We start from the raw sequence: 18,261 nt of genomic DNA, 5'->3' as shown, positions 1-18,261 counted from the left end.
AACAAAGGTTAGGTATGCGAACGTCGGAGCGTCAATGGTGCGTACTCCGCCGGTGAAGCGGACCAAGCGCCCGCACGGCCGCGGCACTTCCTTCCGGCCGACTGTCGGTGCCGTCGGGCAGACTGGCTGGAACTGCACCACTTATGGGAGCGCGCACGGTGACCATTCGCAGCGGAGAGCAACTGCCCAGGACGACCTGCCGGAGCGATGTCGCGGGCACCTGCCTCGATCCCCTCGCGGGCCTTCGTGCGCCCGGCGACCCGGACTGCGACGTCTACCTCACCGGCAGCGTCTTCCTCGACATCATCTTCACCGGCCTCGACTCCGCCCCGGTACGCGGCACCGAGTCATGGGCCCGCGGGATGGGATCCAGCCCCGGCGGCGTCGCGAACATGGCCACCGCCCTCGCCCGCCTCGGGCTGCGCACGTCCCTCGCCGCGGCCTTCGGCGACGACCACTACGGCGAGTACTGCTGGGACGCCCTCGAGCAGGGGGAGGGCATCGATCTGGGGCTCTCGCGCACCGTGCCCGGCTGGCACTCCCCGGTCACGGTCTCCATGGCCTACGAGGGCGAACGGACCATGGTGACCCACGGCCACGAGGCCCCGCCCTCCGAGTCGGCCCCCGACTGCCCGCCCCCCGCCCGCGCCGCGGTCGCCTCCCTCACGCCGGGCACCCGCGCGGACTGGATCGCCCAGGCCGCCCGCAAGGGCACCCGCGTCTTCGCCGACGTCGGCTGGGACGAGTCCGGCCGCTGGGACCCGGACGACCTCGCCGACCTGGAGCACTGCGAGGCGTTCCTGCCCAATGCGGCGGAAGCGATGCGCTACACCCGCACCGACTGCCCGCGCGCCGCCGCCCGCGCCCTCACCGACCGGGTGCCGCTCGCCGTCGTCACACTCGGCGCCGAAGGGGCGTACGCGGTCGACGGCGCCACCGGCGAGAGCGCCGAGGTCCCGGCCCTGAGCGTGGAGGCCCTGGACCCGACGGGCGCGGGCGACGTGTTCGTGGCCGGATTCGTCACCGGCACGCTGGCGGGCTGGCCGCTCGCGGACCGACTCGCGTTCGCCGGCCTGACCGCCGCCCTGTCCGTGCAGGAGTTCGGCGGCTCCCTCTCCGCGCCCGGCTGGTCCGAGGTCGCCGCCTGGTGGCAGCAGGTGCGGGCCACGTCGGGCCAGGACCATGCGGCCCTGAGCCGCTACGGCTTCCTGGAGCGGCTGCTGCCCGCCCCCGCCAGGCCCTGGCCGCTGCGCCGCGCGGTCCCGACGATCGGCTTCGGGCGCTCTGCCTGACGCGCCACTCCGTGCCCGCTCCGCCGTGGAAAGGGCCCTGCGGGCCCGCCGGCGACGGAGAGTGGCCCGGAGCGGGTCCTGTAAAAGCCTTCGGCCTTGTCAGCAGCGCGTCGTACCCTTGGTGTTCCAGAGGTTGTCGAGCAGCGAGAACCCTGCAACGGGAGGTATGTGCAGGCCACAGAGCCGGCCCATGACTCAGACACCGACAGACCAGACCCCCGCGCCGGGCCAGGCGCGAGCCCACTTCACCGTCCCGGCCAAGCACCCGATGGTGACGGTCCTGGGCTCGGGTGACGCCCTGCTGCGCGTGATCGAGAAGGCCTTCCCGGCGGCCGACATCCATGTCCGGGGCAACCAGGTCAGCGCGGTCGGCGACGCGCGGGAAGTCGCTCTGATCCAGCGCCTGTTCGACGAGATGATGCTCGTGCTCCGCACCGGGCAGCCGATGACGGAGGACGCAGTGGAACGCTCGATCGCCATGCTCAGAGCGGCCGAAGAGGGCGTGGGCGGGACGGAGACCCCGGCAGAGGTCCTCACCCAGAACATCGTCTCGAGCCGCGGCCGCACCATCCGCCCGAAGACGCTGAACCAGAAGCACTACGTCGACGCGATCGACAAGCACACGATCGTGTTCGGCATCGGCCCCGCCGGTACCGGCAAGACGTATCTCGCCATGGCCAAGGCCGTCCAGGCACTGCAGTCCAAGCAGGTCAACCGCATCATCCTGACCCGCCCCGCGGTCGAGGCCGGCGAGCGTCTCGGATTCCTCCCCGGCACGCTGTACGAGAAGATCGACCCGTACCTGCGGCCGCTGTACGACGCACTGCACGACATGCTCGACCCCGACTCCATCCCCCGCCTGATGGCGGCGGGCACGATCGAGGTCGCGCCCCTGGCGTACATGCGCGGACGTACGCTCAACGACGCGTTCATCATCCTGGACGAGGCGCAGAACACGAACCCCGAGCAGATGAAGATGTTCCTCACCAGGCTCGGCTTCGATTCGAAGATCGTGATCACCGGCGACGTCACCCAGATCGACCTTCCCGGCGGGACGAAGAGCGGCCTGCGCCAGGTGCAGGACATCCTGGACGGCGTCCCGGACGTCCACTTCTCACGGCTCACGTCGCAGGATGTCGTACGGCACAAGCTGGTCGGCCGTATCGTCGACGCGTACGAGAAGTACGACGGCCAAAACGGGAAGTAGTCAACGCGCACCATGTCGATCGACGTCAACAACGAGTCCGGAACCGAGGTCGACGAGCAGGCGATCCTCGACATCGCCCGCTACGCCCTCGCGCGGATGCGTATCCACCCGCTCTCCGAGCTCTCGGTGATCGTCGTGGACGCCGAAGCCATGGAGCAGTTGCACATCCAGTGGATGGACCTGCCGGGTCCGACCGATGTGATGTCCTTCCCGATGGACGAGCTCCGTCCGCCGTCCAAGGACGACGAGGAACCCCCGCAGGGTCTCCTCGGCGACATCGTGCTCTGCCCCGAGGTGGCGAAGAAGCAGGGCGAAGAGGCGCCGACGCAGCACTCCATGGACGAGGAGCTCCAGCTCCTGACCGTCCACGGGGTGCTGCACCTGCTCGGCTACGACCACGAGGAGCCGGACGAGAAGGCCGAGATGTTCGGTCTCCAGGCCGCGATCGTCGACGGCTGGCGGACGGAGAAGGGCCACACCGGCCCCTCTCCTGCGCCGACCGTCTCATGAGCGGCCAACTGATCGCCGGCGCTGTCGCGCTGGTCGTCGTGGCCTGGCTGGCCGCATGCGCGGAAGCGGGCCTCGCCCGCGTCTCCAGCTTCCGCGCGGCCGAGGCCGTCCGATCCGGCCGCCGCGGAGCGGACAAGCTCGAACAGGTCACCGCGGACCCCACCCGCTATCTCAACGTCGCCCTGCTGGTGCGGGTGGCGTGCGAGATGGCGGCCGGGGTGCTCGTCACCTACGTGTGCATCGAGGAGTTCGCGGAGACCTGGGCGGCACTGCTCGTCGCCATCGCCGTGATGGTGCTCGTGAGCTATGTCGCCGTCGGCGTCTCCCCACGCACCATCGGCCGCCAGCACCCCCTCAACACGGCCACCGTCGCGGCGTACGTGCTGCTGCCGCTGGCCCGCGTGATGGGTCCCGTACCGCAGCTGCTGATCCTCATCGGCAACGCCCTGACCCCCGGAAAGGGCTTCCGCAAGGGGCCGTTCGCGTCGGAGGCCGAACTGCGGGCGATGGTCGACCTGGCGGAGCAGGAGTCTCTGATCGAGGACGACGAGCGCCGCATGGTGCACTCCGTCTTCGAACTCGGCGACACCCTGGTACGCGAGGTGATGGTGCCACGCACCGACCTCGTCTCCATCGAGCGCTACAAGACCGTCCGCCAGGCGCTGACGCTGGCGCTGCGTTCCGGCTTCTCCCGCATCCCCGTCACCGGGGAGAACGAGGACGACATCGTCGGTGTCGTGTACCTCAAGGACCTGGCCCGCAAGACACACGTCAACCGCGACGCGGAGGCGGACGTCGTCTCCACGACGATGCGCCCGGCGGTGTTCGTGCCCGACACCAAGAACGCCGGCGACCTGCTCCGCGAGATGCAGCAGAAGCGCAACCACGTCGCCGTCGTCATCGACGAGTACGGCGGCACGGCGGGCATCGTCACCATCGAGGACATCCTCGAGGAGATCGTCGGTGAGATCACCGACGAGTACGACCGCGAGCTGCCGCCCGTCGAGGAGCTCGGCGACGGCTGCTTCCGCGTCACCGCCCGCCTCGACATCGGCGACCTCGGCGAGCTGTACGGCCTCGGGGCCGACGAGCTGGACGACGAGGACGTGGAGACGGTCGGCGGCCTGTTGGCCAAGGCGCTCGGCCGGGTCCCGATCGCCGGCGCCAAGGCGGTCGTGGACCTGCCGGACGGCCGTGCCCTGCGGCTCACCGCGGAGTCCCCCGCCGGCCGCCGGAACAAGATCGTCACGGTGCTCTCCGAGCCGGTGGAACAGGTGACCGAGGAGCGGATGACCGGATGAAGGCACAGCAGCTGAGGGCGTTCTGCCTCGGGTTCAACGCCGCGGTGGAGGAGTTCCCCTTCGGGCCGGAGACGTCCGTCTTCAAGGTGCTGGGCAAGATGTTCGCCCTCAGCGCGCTGGACTCCGCACCGCTCACGGTCAACCTCAAGTGCGACCCGGACCTCGCGGTCCGGCTGCGCGCGGACCACCCGGGCGTGATCGTGCCCGGCTGGCACATGAACAAGCGCCACTGGAACACGGTGACGGTGGGCCGCCTGCCGGACCGGTTGGTCCGGGAGCTGGTGGAGGACTCGTACGACCTGGTGGTGGCGGGGCTGCCACGGGCGGAACGCTTGCGGCTGGACCGGGGGTAGCGGGTCCGCCGCGCGGGGCCGTTCCCTCCCGCCCGTTCCCGCTGTACCGATGTGCGGCTCCGCCGCGTGGCGGGGGCAGGCCCGGGCCCCGACCCGCCCGTGCTCCGCGCGGTGCGCGCAGATCCAGGACCCCGTACCGCCCGTGCTCCGCGCGGTGCCCTCAAGCTCCCCCTGCGGCCCGGATGCCGTGGGAGGTTGCCCCAGGCGGGCTGGATTCGCTCCGCGAAAGCAGCCCCGCCGGCAACTCGGGCCCCGCAGGCGTTTGCGGCGCGGGGGTCCGGGGGCAGAGCCCCCGAACACCGCGCCGGGTCCGGGCGGAGCCCGGTTTCGGCAAGTGGGGGTCCCCCCACGGCCGCCAGGCCGTAAAGGGAGGGGAGGGGAGGAGCCCGCCGCAGGCGCCGCCCGCGGACGCGTCACCCCCGCCTCATGCCCCGCAGCGCCACCCCCACCACCACCGCCGTGCCCAGCACAACCACCGCGTCGATCGCCAGCACCACCCGGATGCCCTCGAACAGCGACTCCCGCGTCGTCGCCAGGACGCCCAGCAGCGGGATGCCCACTGTGATGCCCACCTGCTGCGTCGTCGTGACCAGGCCCGTCGCCAGGCCCTGTTCGCCGTCCGGCACGCCGGACGTCACGGTCAGGCCGTAGGAGATGATCGCCCCCAGGTGGCACATGCTCGCCAGCGAGACGCCCACCGTCGCGAGCAGCGCGCCCGACTGGGTGCCGAGGCCCAGCAGGGCGGCGACGAAGAGGCCCTGGCCGGCGAGGGAGAACACCAGGACGCGGGGCGCGCCGAAGCGTCCGATGATCCTCGGGGCGAGCGTGCCGGCCGCCACGGACAGGACGCCCTGCACACCGAAGACCAGGCCGGTGACGTAGGCCGGGAGGCCCAGGGTCTCCTGGAGGTACAGCGTGAGGACGAACACGACCGTGCTCATCATCGAGAAGGTGACGAGGCCGCCGAGGTTGCCGAACGCCACCGTCCGCCGGCGCAGCATGGGCAGCGAAACCAGCGGCGCCGGGCTGCGGGTCTCCACGACCGCGAAGGCGGTCAGCAGCCCGACGCCCGCGACGAGCGTGACGATCACGTCCGCTCCGCCGAAGCCGCGGTCGGCCGCCGTGGACAGGGCGTAGATGAGGGCGAGGAGACCACCGGTGACGGTGACCGCGCCGGGCACGTCGAGCCTCGGCCGCAGCGGTGTACGGGACTCGGTCAGCACGCGGGGCGCGAGCGGCAGCACTACCAGGGTGAACAGGGCCAGCAGGCCCATGGTCGAGCGCCATCCCAGGGTGTCCGTCATGACCCCGCCGAGGAGCATACCGACGGTGAAGCCGAGCGACAGCAGCGTCCCGCTGATGCCCAGTGCCCGTTCGCGCCGCGGCCCTTCGGGAAACGTGGTCGTGATCAGCGACATGCCGGTGGGCACGATGACGGCCGCGCCGAGTCCCTGGAGCGCCCGGCCGGCGAGGAACGACGCGGGGTCCCAGGCGAACGTCGCGAGCAGTGACGCCGCGCCGAAGACGGCCAGCCCGGTGAGGAACAGCCTGCGCCGGCCGTAGAGGTCGGCGATGCGGCCGAAGAGCAGCAGGAAGCCGCCGGACGGCAGGGCGAAAGCGGTGACCGCCCACTGGAGCGAGGACGGGCCGAGCCCGAGGTCCCGGCCCAGTTCGGGCAGGGCGACGTTCAGCACGGAGAAGTCGAGGGCGACCATGAACTGAGCGGCGCACAGCACGAACAGGACGAGCCGTGCCCGCCGGTCGAGCCGGGGAGGCGCCGTGCCCGCGGGGGAGGGAAGTGTGGTGTCGGTAGCCATACATGGGACCCTCCGGCGGTCCGGCCGGCCGTGGGGAGCGGGAACTTATCCTGTTGGCCGCACCACCAGGCATACGGACAGGGGGAGTACGTGGCCACGTCGACGGGGCACGACGCGACGAAGGCGCACCGGCTGCGCGAGTTGCGGGAGTTCTTGATGAGCCGGCGCGCACGGATCACGCCGGCGGAGGCGGGCCTGCCGGACGGCGGCGCCCGCCGCCGTACGCCGGGTCTGCGCCGGGAGGAGGTCGCCGTCCTCGCGGGCGTCGGCGTCTCCTGGTACCAGTGGCTGGAGCAGGGGCGTGACATCACCGTCTCGCCGCAGGTCCTGGACTCGGTGGGCAGGGTGCTCCGGCTGAGCAGCGCCGAGCGCCGCCATCTGTATGTCCTCGCGGGGCTCAACCCGCCGGCGCCCGAGACCGATCCGGGCGACCGCGACATGTGTGCCGGGCTGCGGCGGCTGATCGACGCGTGGATGCCGTATCCGGCGCACATCATGGACGGTTACTGGAACACCGTGATGTACAACGACGCGGCGGCCGCGGTCCTCGGGATGAGGCCCGGCATCGTGCAGAACTGTCTGATCGCATACTTCACGGACCCCGTCTACCGCGCCCGCAGCTCCGGTTGGGCACAGAACGCGCCGCAGGTCGTCGCCCAGTTCCGTGCCGCGTGCTCCGAGGGGCCGGACGACGAGGGGTTCCGCACGGTGGTCGCGCAGGCCAAGGCGGCGAGCCCCGAGTTCGCCGAGCTGTGGGAGCGGCGGGACGTGGCGCCCGGCGGGCAGATCCGCAAGGAGATGGAGCATCCGCTCGTGGGCCGACTGGTCGTGGAATCGACCCAGTTGAGGGTGCCGGCCCGGCCGGACCTGGTGATCGTGATGCACACTCCGGTGCCCGACGCGGCGACGGACACGGCGGCGAAGCTCCAGTGGTTGGCGAGCCCCGAGGGCCGTCGCGGCTCGATGTATCCCGTCGCGGGCTGAGGCGGGAACTCCATACATCCCGCGGCGGGCCGACTCCGGGGCCGATCTATGCTCTGGGCATGACGCAGAGCTCCGACCTCGGCCCCGAGGACCGCAAGATCATCACGCTGGCGCGCAGCGCCCGGGCGCGTAACGGTGTGCCCGAGGGCGCGGCCGTACGCGACGAGACCGGCCGTACCTACGTCGCCGGAACGGTGGCTCTCGACTCGCTGAAGCTGAGCGCGCTGCAGACCGCCGTGGCCATGGCCGTGGCCAGCGGCGCCAAGTCGCTGGAGGCCGCCGCGGTCGTCTCCGACGCCGACGCCGCCTCCGCCGAGGACCGGGCGGCGGTACGGGACCTGGGCGGCGCGGCGACGCCGGTGCTGCTCGCGGGCCCGGACGGCGAGCTGAAGGCCGCGGTCACCGCGGGCTGAAGTGCCCGCGCCCGCGCCCCGCGGGGCGGCCTTCGCGGCCGGCCGGGCGGGGCCGGGACGGCCGGGGCGCGGGCGTGCGTGACCGAGGGCCCGTGACATCAGGGACAATGGGCGCCATGAGCGCTCGTACCCAGTCTTCCGAAGCCCCCCATCGGGCCGGCTTCGCCTGCTTCGTCGGCCGTCCCAACGCGGGCAAGTCCACCCTCACGAACGCTCTCGTCGGCCAGAAGGTGGCGATCACCTCCATGCGGCCGCAGACGACCCGGCACACGGTGCGCGGCATCGTGCACCGTCCCGAGGCGCAGCTGATCCTGGTGGACACCCCCGGGCTGCACAAGCCGCGGACCCTGCTCGGCGAGCGGCTGAACGACATCGTGCGCACCACCTGGGCCGAGGTCGACGTGATCGGCTTCTGTCTGCCCGCCGACCAGAAGCTCGGCCCCGGCGACCGCTTCATCGCCAAGGAGCTCGCCGGGATCAAGAAGACCCCGAAGGTCGCCATCATCACCAAGACCGACCTCGTCGACTCCAAGACGCTGGCCGAGCAGCTCATCGCCGTCGACAAGCTCGGCAAGGAGCTCGGCATCGAGTGGGCCGAGATCGTGCCGGTCTCCGCGGTGGGCGACACCCAGGTGCAGCTGGTGGCGGACCTGCTGATTCCCCTGCTGCCGGAGAGCCCCCCGCTCTACCCGGAGGGCGACCTCACGGACGAGCCGGAGCAGGTCATGGTCGCGGAGCTGATCCGCGAGGCCGCACTCGAGGGCGTACGGGACGAGCTCCCGCACTCGATCGCGGTGGTCGTCGAGGAGATGCTGCCGCGCGAGGACCGTCCGGCGGACCGCCCGCTGCTGGACATCCACGCCAACGTCTACATCGAGCGTCCCAGCCAGAAGGGCATCATCATCGGCCCGAAGGGCAAGCGCCTGAAGGAGGTCGGCACGAAGTCCCGGAAGCACATCGAGGCGCTGCTCGGTACGCCGGTCTTCCTCGACCTTCACGTGAAGGTGGCGAAGGACTGGCAGCGCGACCCCAAGCAGCTGCGCAAGCTCGGCTTCTGACCGCGGGCCGGCGGTGGCGAGAGGATCCGCCGGACGGCCCCGTCAGGAACCCTCCTTGAGCACCAGCGAGATCAGCTGCCGCTGGGCGTCGGTCAGCCGGGGGTCGGAGCAGTAGACCGTGCGCCCGTCGACCGTGAGCTGGTAGCTGAACCCGTCGGGGACGCCGATGGGCGGAGTGTCACGGGCCTCGGACACCGCCTGTGCGGCGAGGGCATGCACGTCGCCGGCATCGGCCCGGTCCGAGGTGTCGACCTCGGCGAGGCGCTCGATCCCGGCGAAGCCTCCTGTACGCCTTACCTGGATACGCATGGTTCCCGTTGTAGTACGGAACGGGGCCGGGCGACAGTCGGGCCGCCCGGCCTCCGGTGAGCCGGGAGGTCAGTCCGACGTCTTCACGCCGACCTGTGACCAGGCCTTGAGCACGGCCTCGTGCTCCTCGCCCTCGCCGTAGCGGGCCGCTGCCGCGGCCACCGTCAGGCGGGCGAAGCTGCCGAAGTCGGCGTCCACCGTCAGCCTCCCGCCGGTCAGCACGTCGAACCAGATCTGTCCGGCCCGCTCCCAGGCGCGCCCGCCGAGGCGGTTGGCCAGCAGGTAGAAGGCGTGGTTGGGGATGCCGGAGTTGATGTGGACGCCGCCGTTGTCGCGACCGGTGCGGACGTAGCCCTCCATGGTCGCCGGCTGCGGGTCCTTGCCCAGCACGTCGTCGTCGTACGCGGTCCCCGGCGCCTTCATCGACCGAAGCGCGACGCCCTCGACGCGGGGCGCGAGCAGGCCGGCGCCGATCAGCCAGTCGGCCTCCTCCGCGTTCTGCCCGAGCGTGCGCTGCTTGACCAGGGACCCCAGTACGTCGGACACCGACTCGTTGAGGGCGCCGGGCTGGCCGAAGTAGCTGAGGTTGGCCGTGTACTGGGTCAGGCCGTGCGCCAGTTCGTGGGCGATGACGTCGACCGCGACGGTGAAGTCGAGGAAGATCTCGCCGTCACCGTCGCCGAAGACCATCTGTTCGCCGTTCCAGAAGGCGTTCCCGTACTTCTCGTCGTAATGGACGGACGCGTCCAGCGGCAGCCCGGCGCCGTCGATGGAGCTGCGTCCGTAGGCGGTGAGCAGTTCGAAGGTGGCGCCGAGGCCCGCGTACGCGCGGTTGACGGTGGCGTCCCTGACGGCCTCCTCACCCTCGCCGCGGGCCCGGACGCCGGGCAGGTCCCTGCCGCCCCGGGCGTCGTAGACGGTCCTGCGCGGCCCGTCGGAAGGGGCTGCGACCGCGCGCGGCGCGGCGCCCAGGACCGTGGTCAGCCGGCGGCCGGTGCGCTGCGCGGCGTCGGCCTGGAGGGTGCGCCGGGCCGGGCCGGACACGGCGGGGTCGTCGGCCCGGGCGAGCTTGTCGAGGATGTGCGGCGGCACGATGCCGCAGAAGACCGGGGTGGGAATGTCCATGAGCGGCAATGTGGCATTGCGTATGCGGCCTGTCGCGGAAAGTGAGATCGGTTAGCGAAATGGAGTGATAGGTCATATTTGACCGTTACTGGTCGGTCGTCCCGCATACTGGAACGGGCCCCATGCTCCCGCCGAGGCTCGGCTAGTCTGCTGTGCATCATGCGTTTCGGGCTGCTTCTCCTTAGCTGCCGCGGCGAGGGCCTGTAGTCGTAGGCCGACCCCCTCCCCGCGGAGTCTGGTGCTGCTTCGACTCAGTCGGCCCCCCTTCCTGCAGGATCCGAGGAGCCCTACGCCATGTCACAGTCGCAGTGGATCGGCCGTCCTACCCCGATCACCAGCACGACGCACACGCAGCAGCCCTCCGGGATGCCGATCCACAAGTACCGCGGGTACGAGTCCGTCGACATCCCCGACCGCACCTGGCCCGAGCAGCGGATCACCAAGGCGCCGCGCTGGCTGTCCACCGATCTGCGCGACGGCAACCAGGCGCTGATCGACCCCATGAGCCCGGCCCGCAAGCGTGAGATGTTCGACCTGCTGGTACGCATGGGCTACAAGGAGATCGAGGTCGGCTTCCCGTCCTCCGGCGAGACCGACTTCAACTTCGTGCGCTCCATCATCGAGGACGGCGCGATCCCCGACGACGTCACCATCTCGGTGCTGACGCAGGCCCGTGAGGACCTGATCGAGCGGACCGTCGAATCCCTGGTCGGCGCCGAGCGGGCCACGGTGCACCTGTACAACGCGACCGCGCCCACCTTCCGCCGCGTCGTCTTCCGCGGTTCCAAGGACGACATCAAGCAGATCGCCGTCGACGGCACCCGTCTGGTGATGGAGTACGCGGAGAAGCTGCTGGGCGACGAGACCGCCTTCGGCTACCAGTACAGCCCCGAGATCTTCACCGACACCGAACTGGACTTCGCCCTGGAGGTCTGCGAAGCGGTGTGCGACGTGTGGCAGCCCGGCCCCGGCCGCGAGATCATCCTCAACCTGCCCGCCACCGTGGAGCGGTCGACCCCCTCCACGCACGCCGACCGCTTCGAGTGGATGTCGCGCAATCTGACCCGCCGCGAGTACGTCTGCCTGTCGGTCCACCCGCACAACGACCGCGGCACCGCCGTCGCCGCCGCCGAGCTGGCCATCATGGCGGGCGCGGACCGTATCGAGGGCTGCCTGTTCGGCCAGGGCGAGCGGACCGGCAACGTCGACCTGGTCACCCTGGGCATGAACCTGTTCTCGCAGGGCGTCGACCCGCAGATCGACTTCTCGCAGATCGACGAGATCCGCCGCACCAGCGAGTACTGCAACCAGATGGAGATCCACCCGCGCCACCCGTACGCGGGCGACCTGGTCTACACCGCCTTCTCCGGCTCCCACCAGGACGCCATCAAGAAGGGCTTCGACGCGATGGAGGCCGACGCGGCCGCCGCCGGCAAGAGCGTCGACGACATCGAGTGGGCCGTCCCGTACCTGCCGATCGACCCGAAGGACGTCGGCCGCTCGTACGAGGCCGTGATCCGGGTCAACTCGCAGTCCGGCAAGGGCGGTATCGCCTACGTGCTGAAGAACGACCACAAGCTGGACCTGCCGCGCCGTATGCAGATCGAGTTCTCGAAGATCATCCAGGCGAAGACGGACACCGAGGGCGGCGAGGTCACCCCGGCCGCGATCTGGTCCGTCTTCCAGGACGAGTACCTGCCGAACCCCGACAATCCGTGGGGGCGCATCCAGATCCGCTCCGGCCAGACCACCACCGACAAGGACGGCGTGGACACCCTGACCGTCGAGGCGGTCGTGGACGGCGCGGAGACGGTGCTGAGCGGCACCGGTAACGGTCCGATCTCGGCGTTCTTCGCCGCTCTGAACGGCATCGGCGTCGACGTACGGCTGCTGGACTACCAGGAGCACACGATGAGCGAGGGCGCGTCCGCACAGGCCGCCTCCTACATCGAGTGCGCCATCGACGGTCAGGTGCTGTGGGGCATCGGCATCGACGCCAACACCACCCGCGCCTCCCTGAAGGCGGTCGTCTCGGCCGTCAACCGCGCGGCCCGCTAGTACTCCGGTCGAACGGTCCCGGTCGCCGGGCCTGCCCTGATCACGGGCGGGCCCGGCGATTTGCGTTGCTGTGCACGCAGTTGTGCCAGGGGGCGGAATCGGCCATGTCGATTCATGCTTCCTCCCGGGTGCTGACGCGACATCATCCGTGTGGCTAACATCACGTCAACGCGGCAGCGCTGCCGCAGCTTCATGGAGGTGCGACGTGCTGCCAGCCCGGAGAATGCTCGTCCGAAAACTGCGGGTATGCGGCATTCACACGTCCTGGACCACCGTGGGGGACGGCGAGTTCTTCTGCCCCGATTGCGGAGGCGACCGCAACTACCGCCGCCGCACCGGCCGCCGCCGCTTCACCGTCCTCGGAGTGCCCCTGCTGCCCCGCGGCCTCGCCGGCCCCGTCGTCGAATGCGCCGCCTGCCACAGCCACTTCGGCATGGACGTCCTCGACCATCCCACCACCGGGCGCTTCTCCGCGATGCTCAGGGACGCGGTCCACACCGTCGCCCTCGCCGTCCTCGCCTCCGGCGGCACCTCCTCCCGCACCGTCCGCGAGACCGCCGTGCAGGCGGTGCGCGCGGCGGGACTCGACGACTGCACGGAGGACCAGCTCACCTCACTGATCGAGGCCCTCGCCGCCGACACCGGCCGGTACGTCGCGGACGCCGGACCGTACGGCGCGGCGCTCGCCATCGAGCTCCACGAGGCGCTCGAGCCGCTCGCGCCCCACCTCGCCCCCGCCGGACGGGAGTCGATCCTGCTCCAGGGCGCGCGCATCGCCCTCGCGGACGGCCCCTACACCCCCGCCGAGCGCGAGGTCCTCACCACGGTCGGCGCGGCGCTCCAGTTCTGCGACGACGACACCGAGCAGCTCCTGGAGACGGCGGCGCACACCCCGTTCTGACCCTGCCGGAGCGCGCCCGTGCGGTGCGGCTGCCCGGGCCGTCGCGCGCCCGTGCCTCCCGAGCCGTATGCCCCAGGTTCGTGCTCCCGCCCTGCTCCCGCTGCCGTACTCCCCGGGGAGTACGGCACCCCCACGGCCCACCCTGGGCAGTAGCGCCCATCTCGCCCGCGCGTGCGACGAAACCGCCTCTGCCCGGCGGGAGTCTGGTGGTGCATCCAGCTACCGGACGCCCGTGACGAAGGGGAGACAACCATGGGGCCCGCCGCACCGACCGCGACCGCACCACCGCCCACAGGGCCGACCGCCCGCCGCAAGGCCCTGCCGTGGGCGGTCCTCGTCCTGTGGATCGCAGTCGTCGCGCTCGCCGTCCCCTTCGCAGGGAAGCTCGGCGACGCGCAGCGCGACAACATCGTCGACTACCTCCCCGCGAGCGCCGACTCCACCCAGGTCGCCAAGGTCGAACAGGCGCTGCCCGGCGGGGAGTCCACCGAGCTGGTCGTCGTCTACCACCGCGACGGCGGGCTCACCGCCGCGGACCGCGACCACGCGCGGCAGCAGGTGGAGGGGATCACCGGCGCCCACGAGTTCGACGGCGGCCCGCCGCAGGGCATCCCGTCGAAGGACGGCACGACCCTGATGTACCCGCTGTCGACCACCGCACCCGGCACCGACAACGACGCCCGCATCGCGCTCGTCGACGACGTGCGCGAACGGCTCGGCACCGACCCGATCGACGGTCTCGGCGCCGAACTCGGCGGTCCCGGCGCCCTGGCGACCGACATGGAGAAGGTCTTCGAGACCATCGACGGCACGCTCATGGCGGCGACCGTGCTCGTCGTCGCCGTGCTGCTCATCCTCACCTACCGCAGCCCGTTCCTGTGGCTCGTGCCGCTGACCGTCGTCGGCTTCGCGGCCGTCGCGTCCCAGGCCGTCGTCTACGGGCTCATCCGGGGCATCGACCTCACCGTCACCAGCCAGAGCGCCGCCATCATGACCGTCCTCGTCTTCGGCGCGGGCACCGACTACGCGCTGCTGCTCGTCGCCCGCTACCGGGAGGAACTGCGCCGCGTCGAGCAGCCCTACGACGCGATGGTCGCCGCCCTGCGCGGCTGCGGTCCCGCCGTCCTCGCCTCCTCGGGCACCGTCGCAGCCGGGCTGCTGTGCCTGCTCGCCGCCGACCTCAACAGCGCGAGCGGACTCGGTCCGGTCGGCGCGGTCGGTGTCGTGTGCTCCCTCGCCGCGATGCTCACCCTGCTGCCCGCGGTCCTCGTGCTCCTCGGCCGCCGGGTGTTCTGGCCGCTGGTGCCCGCCTACGGTTCGGAGCCGAAGCAACGCCGCTCGCTGTTCGCCGTGATGGGCAGCTCCGCCGGCCGCCGGCCGGGTACGGTCCTCGTGTCCGGGGCGCTGCTGCTCGGCGCGCTGGCGCTCGGCGTGTTCAACCTGCCGGGCAACCTCGCCCAGGAGGACACGTTCACCGAGCAGCCGGAGTCCGTGTCCGCGATGAAGGTCCTCGAGGAGGCGTACCCGGACCGGAGCAGCCAGCCGATCAGCATCGTCGCCCCCACCGACAGGGCGGATCAGGCGCTGGCGCAGGCCCGCCGTACCGAAGGCGTCGCCGCCGCGGAGGCCGGCCGTTCCGGCGGCGGCTGGACGGAGATCACCGTCTTCGCCAAGGACGCACCCGAGAGCGCGGGCGAGACCGCCACCATCGAGGCCCTGCGGGCGGGGCTCGACGGCAGCCACGTCGGCGGGCCGAGCGCCCAGCAGCTGGACCTGGCCGACACCAACGCCCGCGACCAGAAGGTCGTCATCCCGCTCGTCCTCGGTGCTGTCCTGCTGATCCTCGTGGTCCTGCTCCGCAGCCTCGTCGCGCCCCTGATCCTCACCGTGGCGGTCGTCGCCGTATGGGGGGCCGTCATGGGCCTCGGCGGACTGCTCTTCGAGCCGGTCTTCGGCTTCGACGGGCTCGACCCGAGCCTGCCGCTGCTGTCGTTCGTCTTCCTCGTCGCCCTCGGGGTCGACTACGGCATCTTCCTGATGCACCGGATGCGTGAGGAGTCCCTGTCGGGCGCCGAGCCCGAGACGGCGGCGCTCACCGCCCTCCGCACGACCGGCGGGGTGATCGCCTCCGCGGGCATAGTGCTCGCGGCGACGTTCACCGTGCTGATGAACCTCCCGCTGGTGCCGCTCTTCGAGATGGGCTTCCTGGTGGCGGTCGGCGTCCTGCTGGACACCTTCCTCGTCCGCACATATCTGGTGACGTCGGCGAGCCTGCTGCTGGGGCGGCGCGTGTGGTGGCCGGGGCCGCTGAGCCGGCCGAAGCCGGCGCCTGAGCCGGCGAAGCGGGCGGCGCGCGAGCCGCAGCCGGCGGGCGACAACCGGTAGCCCCGCGAGGCATGTTCCCCACCCCGTGACCGGGGCCCCGGCCCCGGTCACGGGGGTGGGGAAAACGCAACTCCTGAACCAGGATGGACCCGTGCCGCACCCACCCCGCCCCCGCCTCGGCGAGCGTGTGCTGAACGCCGTCAGCCGCGACCCCCTCACCGTCCCCGACCGCACTCGCAACGACGCCTTCATCGCCGCGGCCATCGGCGTCCTCGCCCTCGCGCTCGCGCTCCTCGTCGACGACGGCCGCAGGCCGGACGCCCTCGGCTGGGCGCTCCTCGTGGGGAGTGTCGTGCCGCTCGTGTGGCGGCGGTCGCATCCCGGCCTCGTGCTGGCCGCCGTACTGCTGTGCGTCGGGCCGTACCACGCGCTGGACAACACCCATGCCGCGCCGGTGCCCGCCTCCCTGGTCGCCCTCTACACCCTGGCCGTCACCGGGCGGCCGCTGTACACCTTCTTCGTCGGCTGCCTGGTCCTCGGCGTCAGCCTGTCCGTGATGTTCAACGTCGGCACGCACGAGGGTCTGGAGGCCCTGCGCACCTCGGGCTGGATCCTCGTCGTGCTCGTCCTGGGCGTCGACGTACGCACCTACCGCCACTACATCGCCTCCGTCGTGGGCCGGGCCGAACGGGCGGAGCGCACCCGCGAGGAGGAGGCCGCTCGCCGGGTCGCGGAGGAGCGGCTGCGGATCGCCCGCGATCTGCACGACCTGCTCGCGCACTCCATCACCCTCATCGGCGTGCAGACGTCCGTCGCCTCCCACGTCCTCAGCGTCGACCCGGACCGGCTGGACCGGGCCGCGATCGCCAAGGCGCTCGACGACATCGCAGAGACATGCCGGACCGCGCGCGGTGAACTGCGCACCACGCTGGAGGTCCTGCGCACCGACGGCCCCGACTGCGACGGCCCGCTGCCGGACCTGGCGGCGCTCCCGGACCTGGTGCGGACGGCGGGCGCCGAACTCACCCTGCGGACGGGTGAGTCGGCCATGCCGCCCGCCGTGGAGGCGGCCGCGTACCGGATCGTGCAGGAGTCGCTGACGAACGCGGTGCGGCACGGCGGACCGGGGGTACGTATCGCGGTGACCGTCGTCCGGGACCAGGACGCCCTGCGGGTCCACGTCACCGACGACGGGACGGCACAGCCTCCAGTGCCCGGCGCCGGCTTCGGCATCCTGGGGATGCGGGAGCGGGCCCGCAGCGTCGGCGGCACGCTGGCGGCCGGCCCGCGCGGCGAAGCAGCCGGTTTCGAGGTCGCCGCGATCCTGCCCATTCAGCCGACGGAGGCCACCGCATGAGCCCGACGAACCCGATCCGCGTCCTGCTCGCCGACGACCAGACACTGGTGCGAGCGGCCTTCGCGATGCTCATCGAGTCGGCCCGCGACATGGAGGTCGTCGCCCAGGCGGGCACGGGCGCGGAGGCGGTCGAACTGGCCCGCAGCGAACGGGCCGACCTCGTGGTCATGGACATCCGCATGCCCGAACTCGACGGCATCGAGGCCACCCGGCTGATCGCGGCGGACGACGACCTCGCCGGCGTCAAGGTGCTCGTCCTGACCACGTACGACACCGACGAGCACATCATGGAGGCGCTGCGCGCGGGCGCGTCGGGATTCCTGGTGAAGGACACCAGGCCGGCGGATCTGCTGGCGGCGATCCGGACGGTCGCGGCCGGCGAGTCGCTGCTCTCCCCGGGGCCGACGTCCCGCCTGATCGCCCGTGTCCTGAGCGCCCCGAGGGTCCCCGCGCCGAACGGTGCGGGCGGCCCGGACGTACTCACGGACCGCGAGCGCCAGGTCCTGACGCTGGTGGCCCGGGGGCTGAACAACACGGAGATCGCCGAGGCGCTGGGCCTGAGCCCGCTGACGGCCAAGACCCATGTCAGCCGCATCATGAGCAAACTGTCCGCGCGTGACCGGGCCCAACTGGTGATCGTGGCCTACGAGTCGGGGCTGGTGATCCCGGGCGGGGGATGAGTGGGCGGACCCGCTGGTTCAGGGCGCGATGCCGCCGACAGCCGGCACGCACCCGGCCCTGATCCTGCGACATCACGACGCGTGGCCGGAATCAGCGCCTTGTCGGCCCAGGGCCGTCCCCCAACAACGCGCATGACAAGTCGGAGCTCGCTCCGGCATCACCCGTCGCATTGAGGGGCCCCCACATGAACAAGCCTCTCGCCGGCGCGCTGCTCGCGTTCGCTCGTCGACGGATTCGCCTACCTTCTCAAGGAAGGTTCGTGGACCTGGAAGGACTCGGTCCGCTACACCCCGAGTTGCGACACCATCGGCGGCACCTCCGGATCGCCCGTGGTCGACACCGCCACCGGCAAGGTCGTCGCCGTCAACAACACCGGCAACGAGAGCGGCGGCCGCTGCACGGACAACAATCCCTGCGAGGTCGACGAGAACGGCGGCGTCACCGTCCGGGAAGGCATCAACTACGGGCAGCAGACCTACACCCTGGCCGCCTGCATAGGCCCCGGCAGCCGCATCGACCTGAACCGCCCCGGCTGCGCGGTGCCGAAGCCGTAGCGCCGCCCGGCGCCGA

Annotated in this window: 16 protein-coding genes and 1 pseudogene; 14 read left to right on the top strand and 3 right to left on the bottom strand. The window is 71.5% G+C overall.

Translation table 11 applies throughout. The features are described from left to right. The first annotated feature begins 158 nt into the window (after positions 1-158). The 5 genes from MDN94_RS01660 to MDN94_RS01640 all read left to right on the top strand — a co-directional run bounded on the left by MDN94_RS01660 (position 159) and on the right by MDN94_RS01640 (position 4,663). Positions 159-1,292: a carbohydrate kinase family protein gene (locus MDN94_RS01660; RefSeq protein ID WP_482724220.1), complete on the top strand. Its 1,134-nt coding sequence runs from the start codon at positions 159-161 to the stop codon at positions 1,290-1,292. Positions 1,293-1,482: 190 nt separating this feature from the next. After that, entirely contained in the window at positions 1,483-2,499 is a 1,017-nt protein-coding gene (locus tag MDN94_RS01655) for a PhoH family protein (RefSeq protein WP_441262930.1), read from the top strand. A 12-nt stretch (positions 2,500-2,511) separates the two neighbouring features. Continuing rightward, positions 2,512-3,009 (top strand): rRNA maturation RNase YbeY, encoded by a 498-nt coding sequence (gene ybeY, locus MDN94_RS01650; protein ID WP_360038459.1) that lies wholly within the window; start codon positions 2,512-2,514, stop codon positions 3,007-3,009. Continuing rightward, positions 3,006-4,310 (top strand): hemolysin family protein, encoded by a 1,305-nt coding sequence (locus MDN94_RS01645; protein WP_482724219.1) that lies wholly within the window; start codon positions 3,006-3,008, stop codon positions 4,308-4,310. Before ybeY ends, MDN94_RS01645 begins: the two co-directional genes overlap by 4 nt. Continuing rightward, on the top strand, positions 4,307-4,663 hold the full coding sequence (locus MDN94_RS01640; RefSeq protein WP_482724218.1) for an MmcQ/YjbR family DNA-binding protein: 357 nt from the start codon (positions 4,307-4,309) through the stop codon (positions 4,661-4,663). Before MDN94_RS01645 ends, MDN94_RS01640 begins: the two co-directional genes overlap by 4 nt. A gap of 413 nt (positions 4,664-5,076) precedes the next feature. Here MDN94_RS01640 and MDN94_RS01635 read toward each other — a convergent pair whose 3' ends face one another. Next, positions 5,077-6,480: an MFS transporter gene (locus MDN94_RS01635; protein ID WP_482724217.1), complete on the bottom strand. Its 1,404-nt coding sequence runs from the start codon at positions 6,478-6,480 to the stop codon at positions 5,077-5,079. Positions 6,481-6,570: 90 nt separating this feature from the next. Between MDN94_RS01635 and MDN94_RS01630 the strand changes: the two genes are divergently transcribed. From MDN94_RS01630 to era, 3 genes are all read left to right on the top strand, one after another. After that, the gene (locus MDN94_RS01630; protein ID WP_482724216.1) at positions 6,571-7,464 is read left to right on the top strand and encodes a helix-turn-helix transcriptional regulator; all 894 of its coding nucleotides are present in this window, start codon (positions 6,571-6,573) and stop codon (positions 7,462-7,464) included. Between the two features lie 59 nt (positions 7,465-7,523). Next, entirely contained in the window at positions 7,524-7,877 is a 354-nt protein-coding gene (locus MDN94_RS01625; RefSeq protein WP_441262926.1) for a cytidine deaminase, read from the top strand. A 116-nt stretch (positions 7,878-7,993) separates the two neighbouring features. Then, positions 7,994-8,935 carry a GTPase Era gene (era, locus tag MDN94_RS01620; RefSeq protein ID WP_482724215.1) on the top strand — a complete coding sequence of 314 codons (942 nt, stop codon included), beginning with the start codon at positions 7,994-7,996 and terminating at the stop codon, positions 8,933-8,935. Positions 8,936-8,977: 42 nt separating this feature from the next. Here the strand turns inward: era and MDN94_RS01615 are convergent, their stop codons facing one another. Further along, positions 8,978-9,244 (bottom strand): protealysin inhibitor emfourin, encoded by a 267-nt coding sequence (locus tag MDN94_RS01615; protein ID WP_005317886.1) that lies wholly within the window; start codon positions 9,242-9,244, stop codon positions 8,978-8,980. A 69-nt stretch (positions 9,245-9,313) separates the two neighbouring features. After that, positions 9,314-10,369 carry a M4 family metallopeptidase gene (locus MDN94_RS01610; protein WP_482724214.1) on the bottom strand — a complete coding sequence of 352 codons (1,056 nt, stop codon included), beginning with the start codon at positions 10,367-10,369 and terminating at the stop codon, positions 9,314-9,316. Positions 10,370-10,663: 294 nt separating this feature from the next. Here MDN94_RS01610 and leuA point away from each other — a divergent pair, with 294 nt between their 5' ends. The 6 genes and pseudogenes from leuA to MDN94_RS01580 form a co-directional block, all read left to right on the top strand. Next, positions 10,664-12,427, top strand: coding sequence for a 2-isopropylmalate synthase (gene leuA / locus MDN94_RS01605; RefSeq protein WP_482724213.1), 1,764 nt, complete (start codon positions 10,664-10,666; stop codon positions 12,425-12,427). A gap of 223 nt (positions 12,428-12,650) precedes the next feature. After that, a complete protein-coding gene (locus tag MDN94_RS01600; protein WP_482726970.1) occupies positions 12,651-13,328 on the top strand; it encodes a TerB family tellurite resistance protein in 678 nt (225 codons plus the stop codon). Between the two features lie 252 nt (positions 13,329-13,580). Continuing rightward, on the top strand, positions 13,581-15,713 hold the full coding sequence (locus MDN94_RS01595) for an MMPL family transporter (RefSeq protein WP_482724212.1): 2,133 nt from the start codon (positions 13,581-13,583) through the stop codon (positions 15,711-15,713). A gap of 55 nt (positions 15,714-15,768) precedes the next feature. After that, positions 15,769-17,010, top strand: coding sequence for a sensor histidine kinase (locus MDN94_RS01590; protein WP_482724211.1), 1,242 nt, complete (start codon positions 15,769-15,771; stop codon positions 17,008-17,010). Further along, positions 17,007-17,690: a response regulator gene (locus MDN94_RS01585; RefSeq protein WP_482724210.1), complete on the top strand. Its 684-nt coding sequence runs from the start codon at positions 17,007-17,009 to the stop codon at positions 17,688-17,690. Before MDN94_RS01590 ends, MDN94_RS01585 begins: the two co-directional genes overlap by 4 nt. A gap of 225 nt (positions 17,691-17,915) precedes the next feature. Continuing rightward, positions 17,916-18,245: pseudogene (locus tag MDN94_RS01580) on the top strand (serine protease); the annotation flags it as partial. Positions 18,246-18,261 lie beyond the last annotated feature (16 nt).

It is taken from the genome of Streptomyces sp. WAC00040 (assembly GCF_056835925.1).
This window is presented reverse-complemented; position numbering and strand designations above follow the sequence as displayed.

What these genes read in the sequence shown, in the direction of transcription:
- MDN94_RS01615 (WP_005317886.1), bottom strand. Translation starts at nt 9,244, where the DNA reads ATGCGTATCCAGGTAAGGCGTACAGGAGGCTTCGCCGGGATCGAGCGC.
- MDN94_RS01610 (WP_482724214.1), bottom strand. Translation starts at nt 10,369, where the DNA reads ATGGACATTCCCACCCCGGTCTTCTGCGGCATCGTGCCGCCGCACATC.
- MDN94_RS01645 (WP_482724219.1), top strand. Translation starts at nt 3,006, where the DNA reads ATGAGCGGCCAACTGATCGCCGGCGCTGTCGCGCTGGTCGTCGTGGCC.
- MDN94_RS01635 (WP_482724217.1), bottom strand. Translation starts at nt 6,480, where the DNA reads ATGGCTACCGACACCACACTTCCCTCCCCCGCGGGCACGGCGCCTCCC.
- ybeY (WP_360038459.1), top strand. Translation starts at nt 2,512, where the DNA reads ATGTCGATCGACGTCAACAACGAGTCCGGAACCGAGGTCGACGAGCAG.
- MDN94_RS01625 (WP_441262926.1), top strand. Translation starts at nt 7,524, where the DNA reads ATGACGCAGAGCTCCGACCTCGGCCCCGAGGACCGCAAGATCATCACG.
- era (WP_482724215.1), top strand. Translation starts at nt 7,994, where the DNA reads ATGAGCGCTCGTACCCAGTCTTCCGAAGCCCCCCATCGGGCCGGCTTC.
- MDN94_RS01655 (WP_441262930.1), top strand. Translation starts at nt 1,483, where the DNA reads ATGACTCAGACACCGACAGACCAGACCCCCGCGCCGGGCCAGGCGCGA.
- MDN94_RS01600 (WP_482726970.1), top strand. Translation starts at nt 12,651, where the DNA reads ATGCTCGTCCGAAAACTGCGGGTATGCGGCATTCACACGTCCTGGACC.
- leuA (WP_482724213.1), top strand. Translation starts at nt 10,664, where the DNA reads ATGTCACAGTCGCAGTGGATCGGCCGTCCTACCCCGATCACCAGCACG.
- MDN94_RS01595 (WP_482724212.1), top strand. Translation starts at nt 13,581, where the DNA reads ATGGGGCCCGCCGCACCGACCGCGACCGCACCACCGCCCACAGGGCCG.
- MDN94_RS01585 (WP_482724210.1), top strand. Translation starts at nt 17,007, where the DNA reads ATGAGCCCGACGAACCCGATCCGCGTCCTGCTCGCCGACGACCAGACA.
- MDN94_RS01640 (WP_482724218.1), top strand. Translation starts at nt 4,307, where the DNA reads ATGAAGGCACAGCAGCTGAGGGCGTTCTGCCTCGGGTTCAACGCCGCG.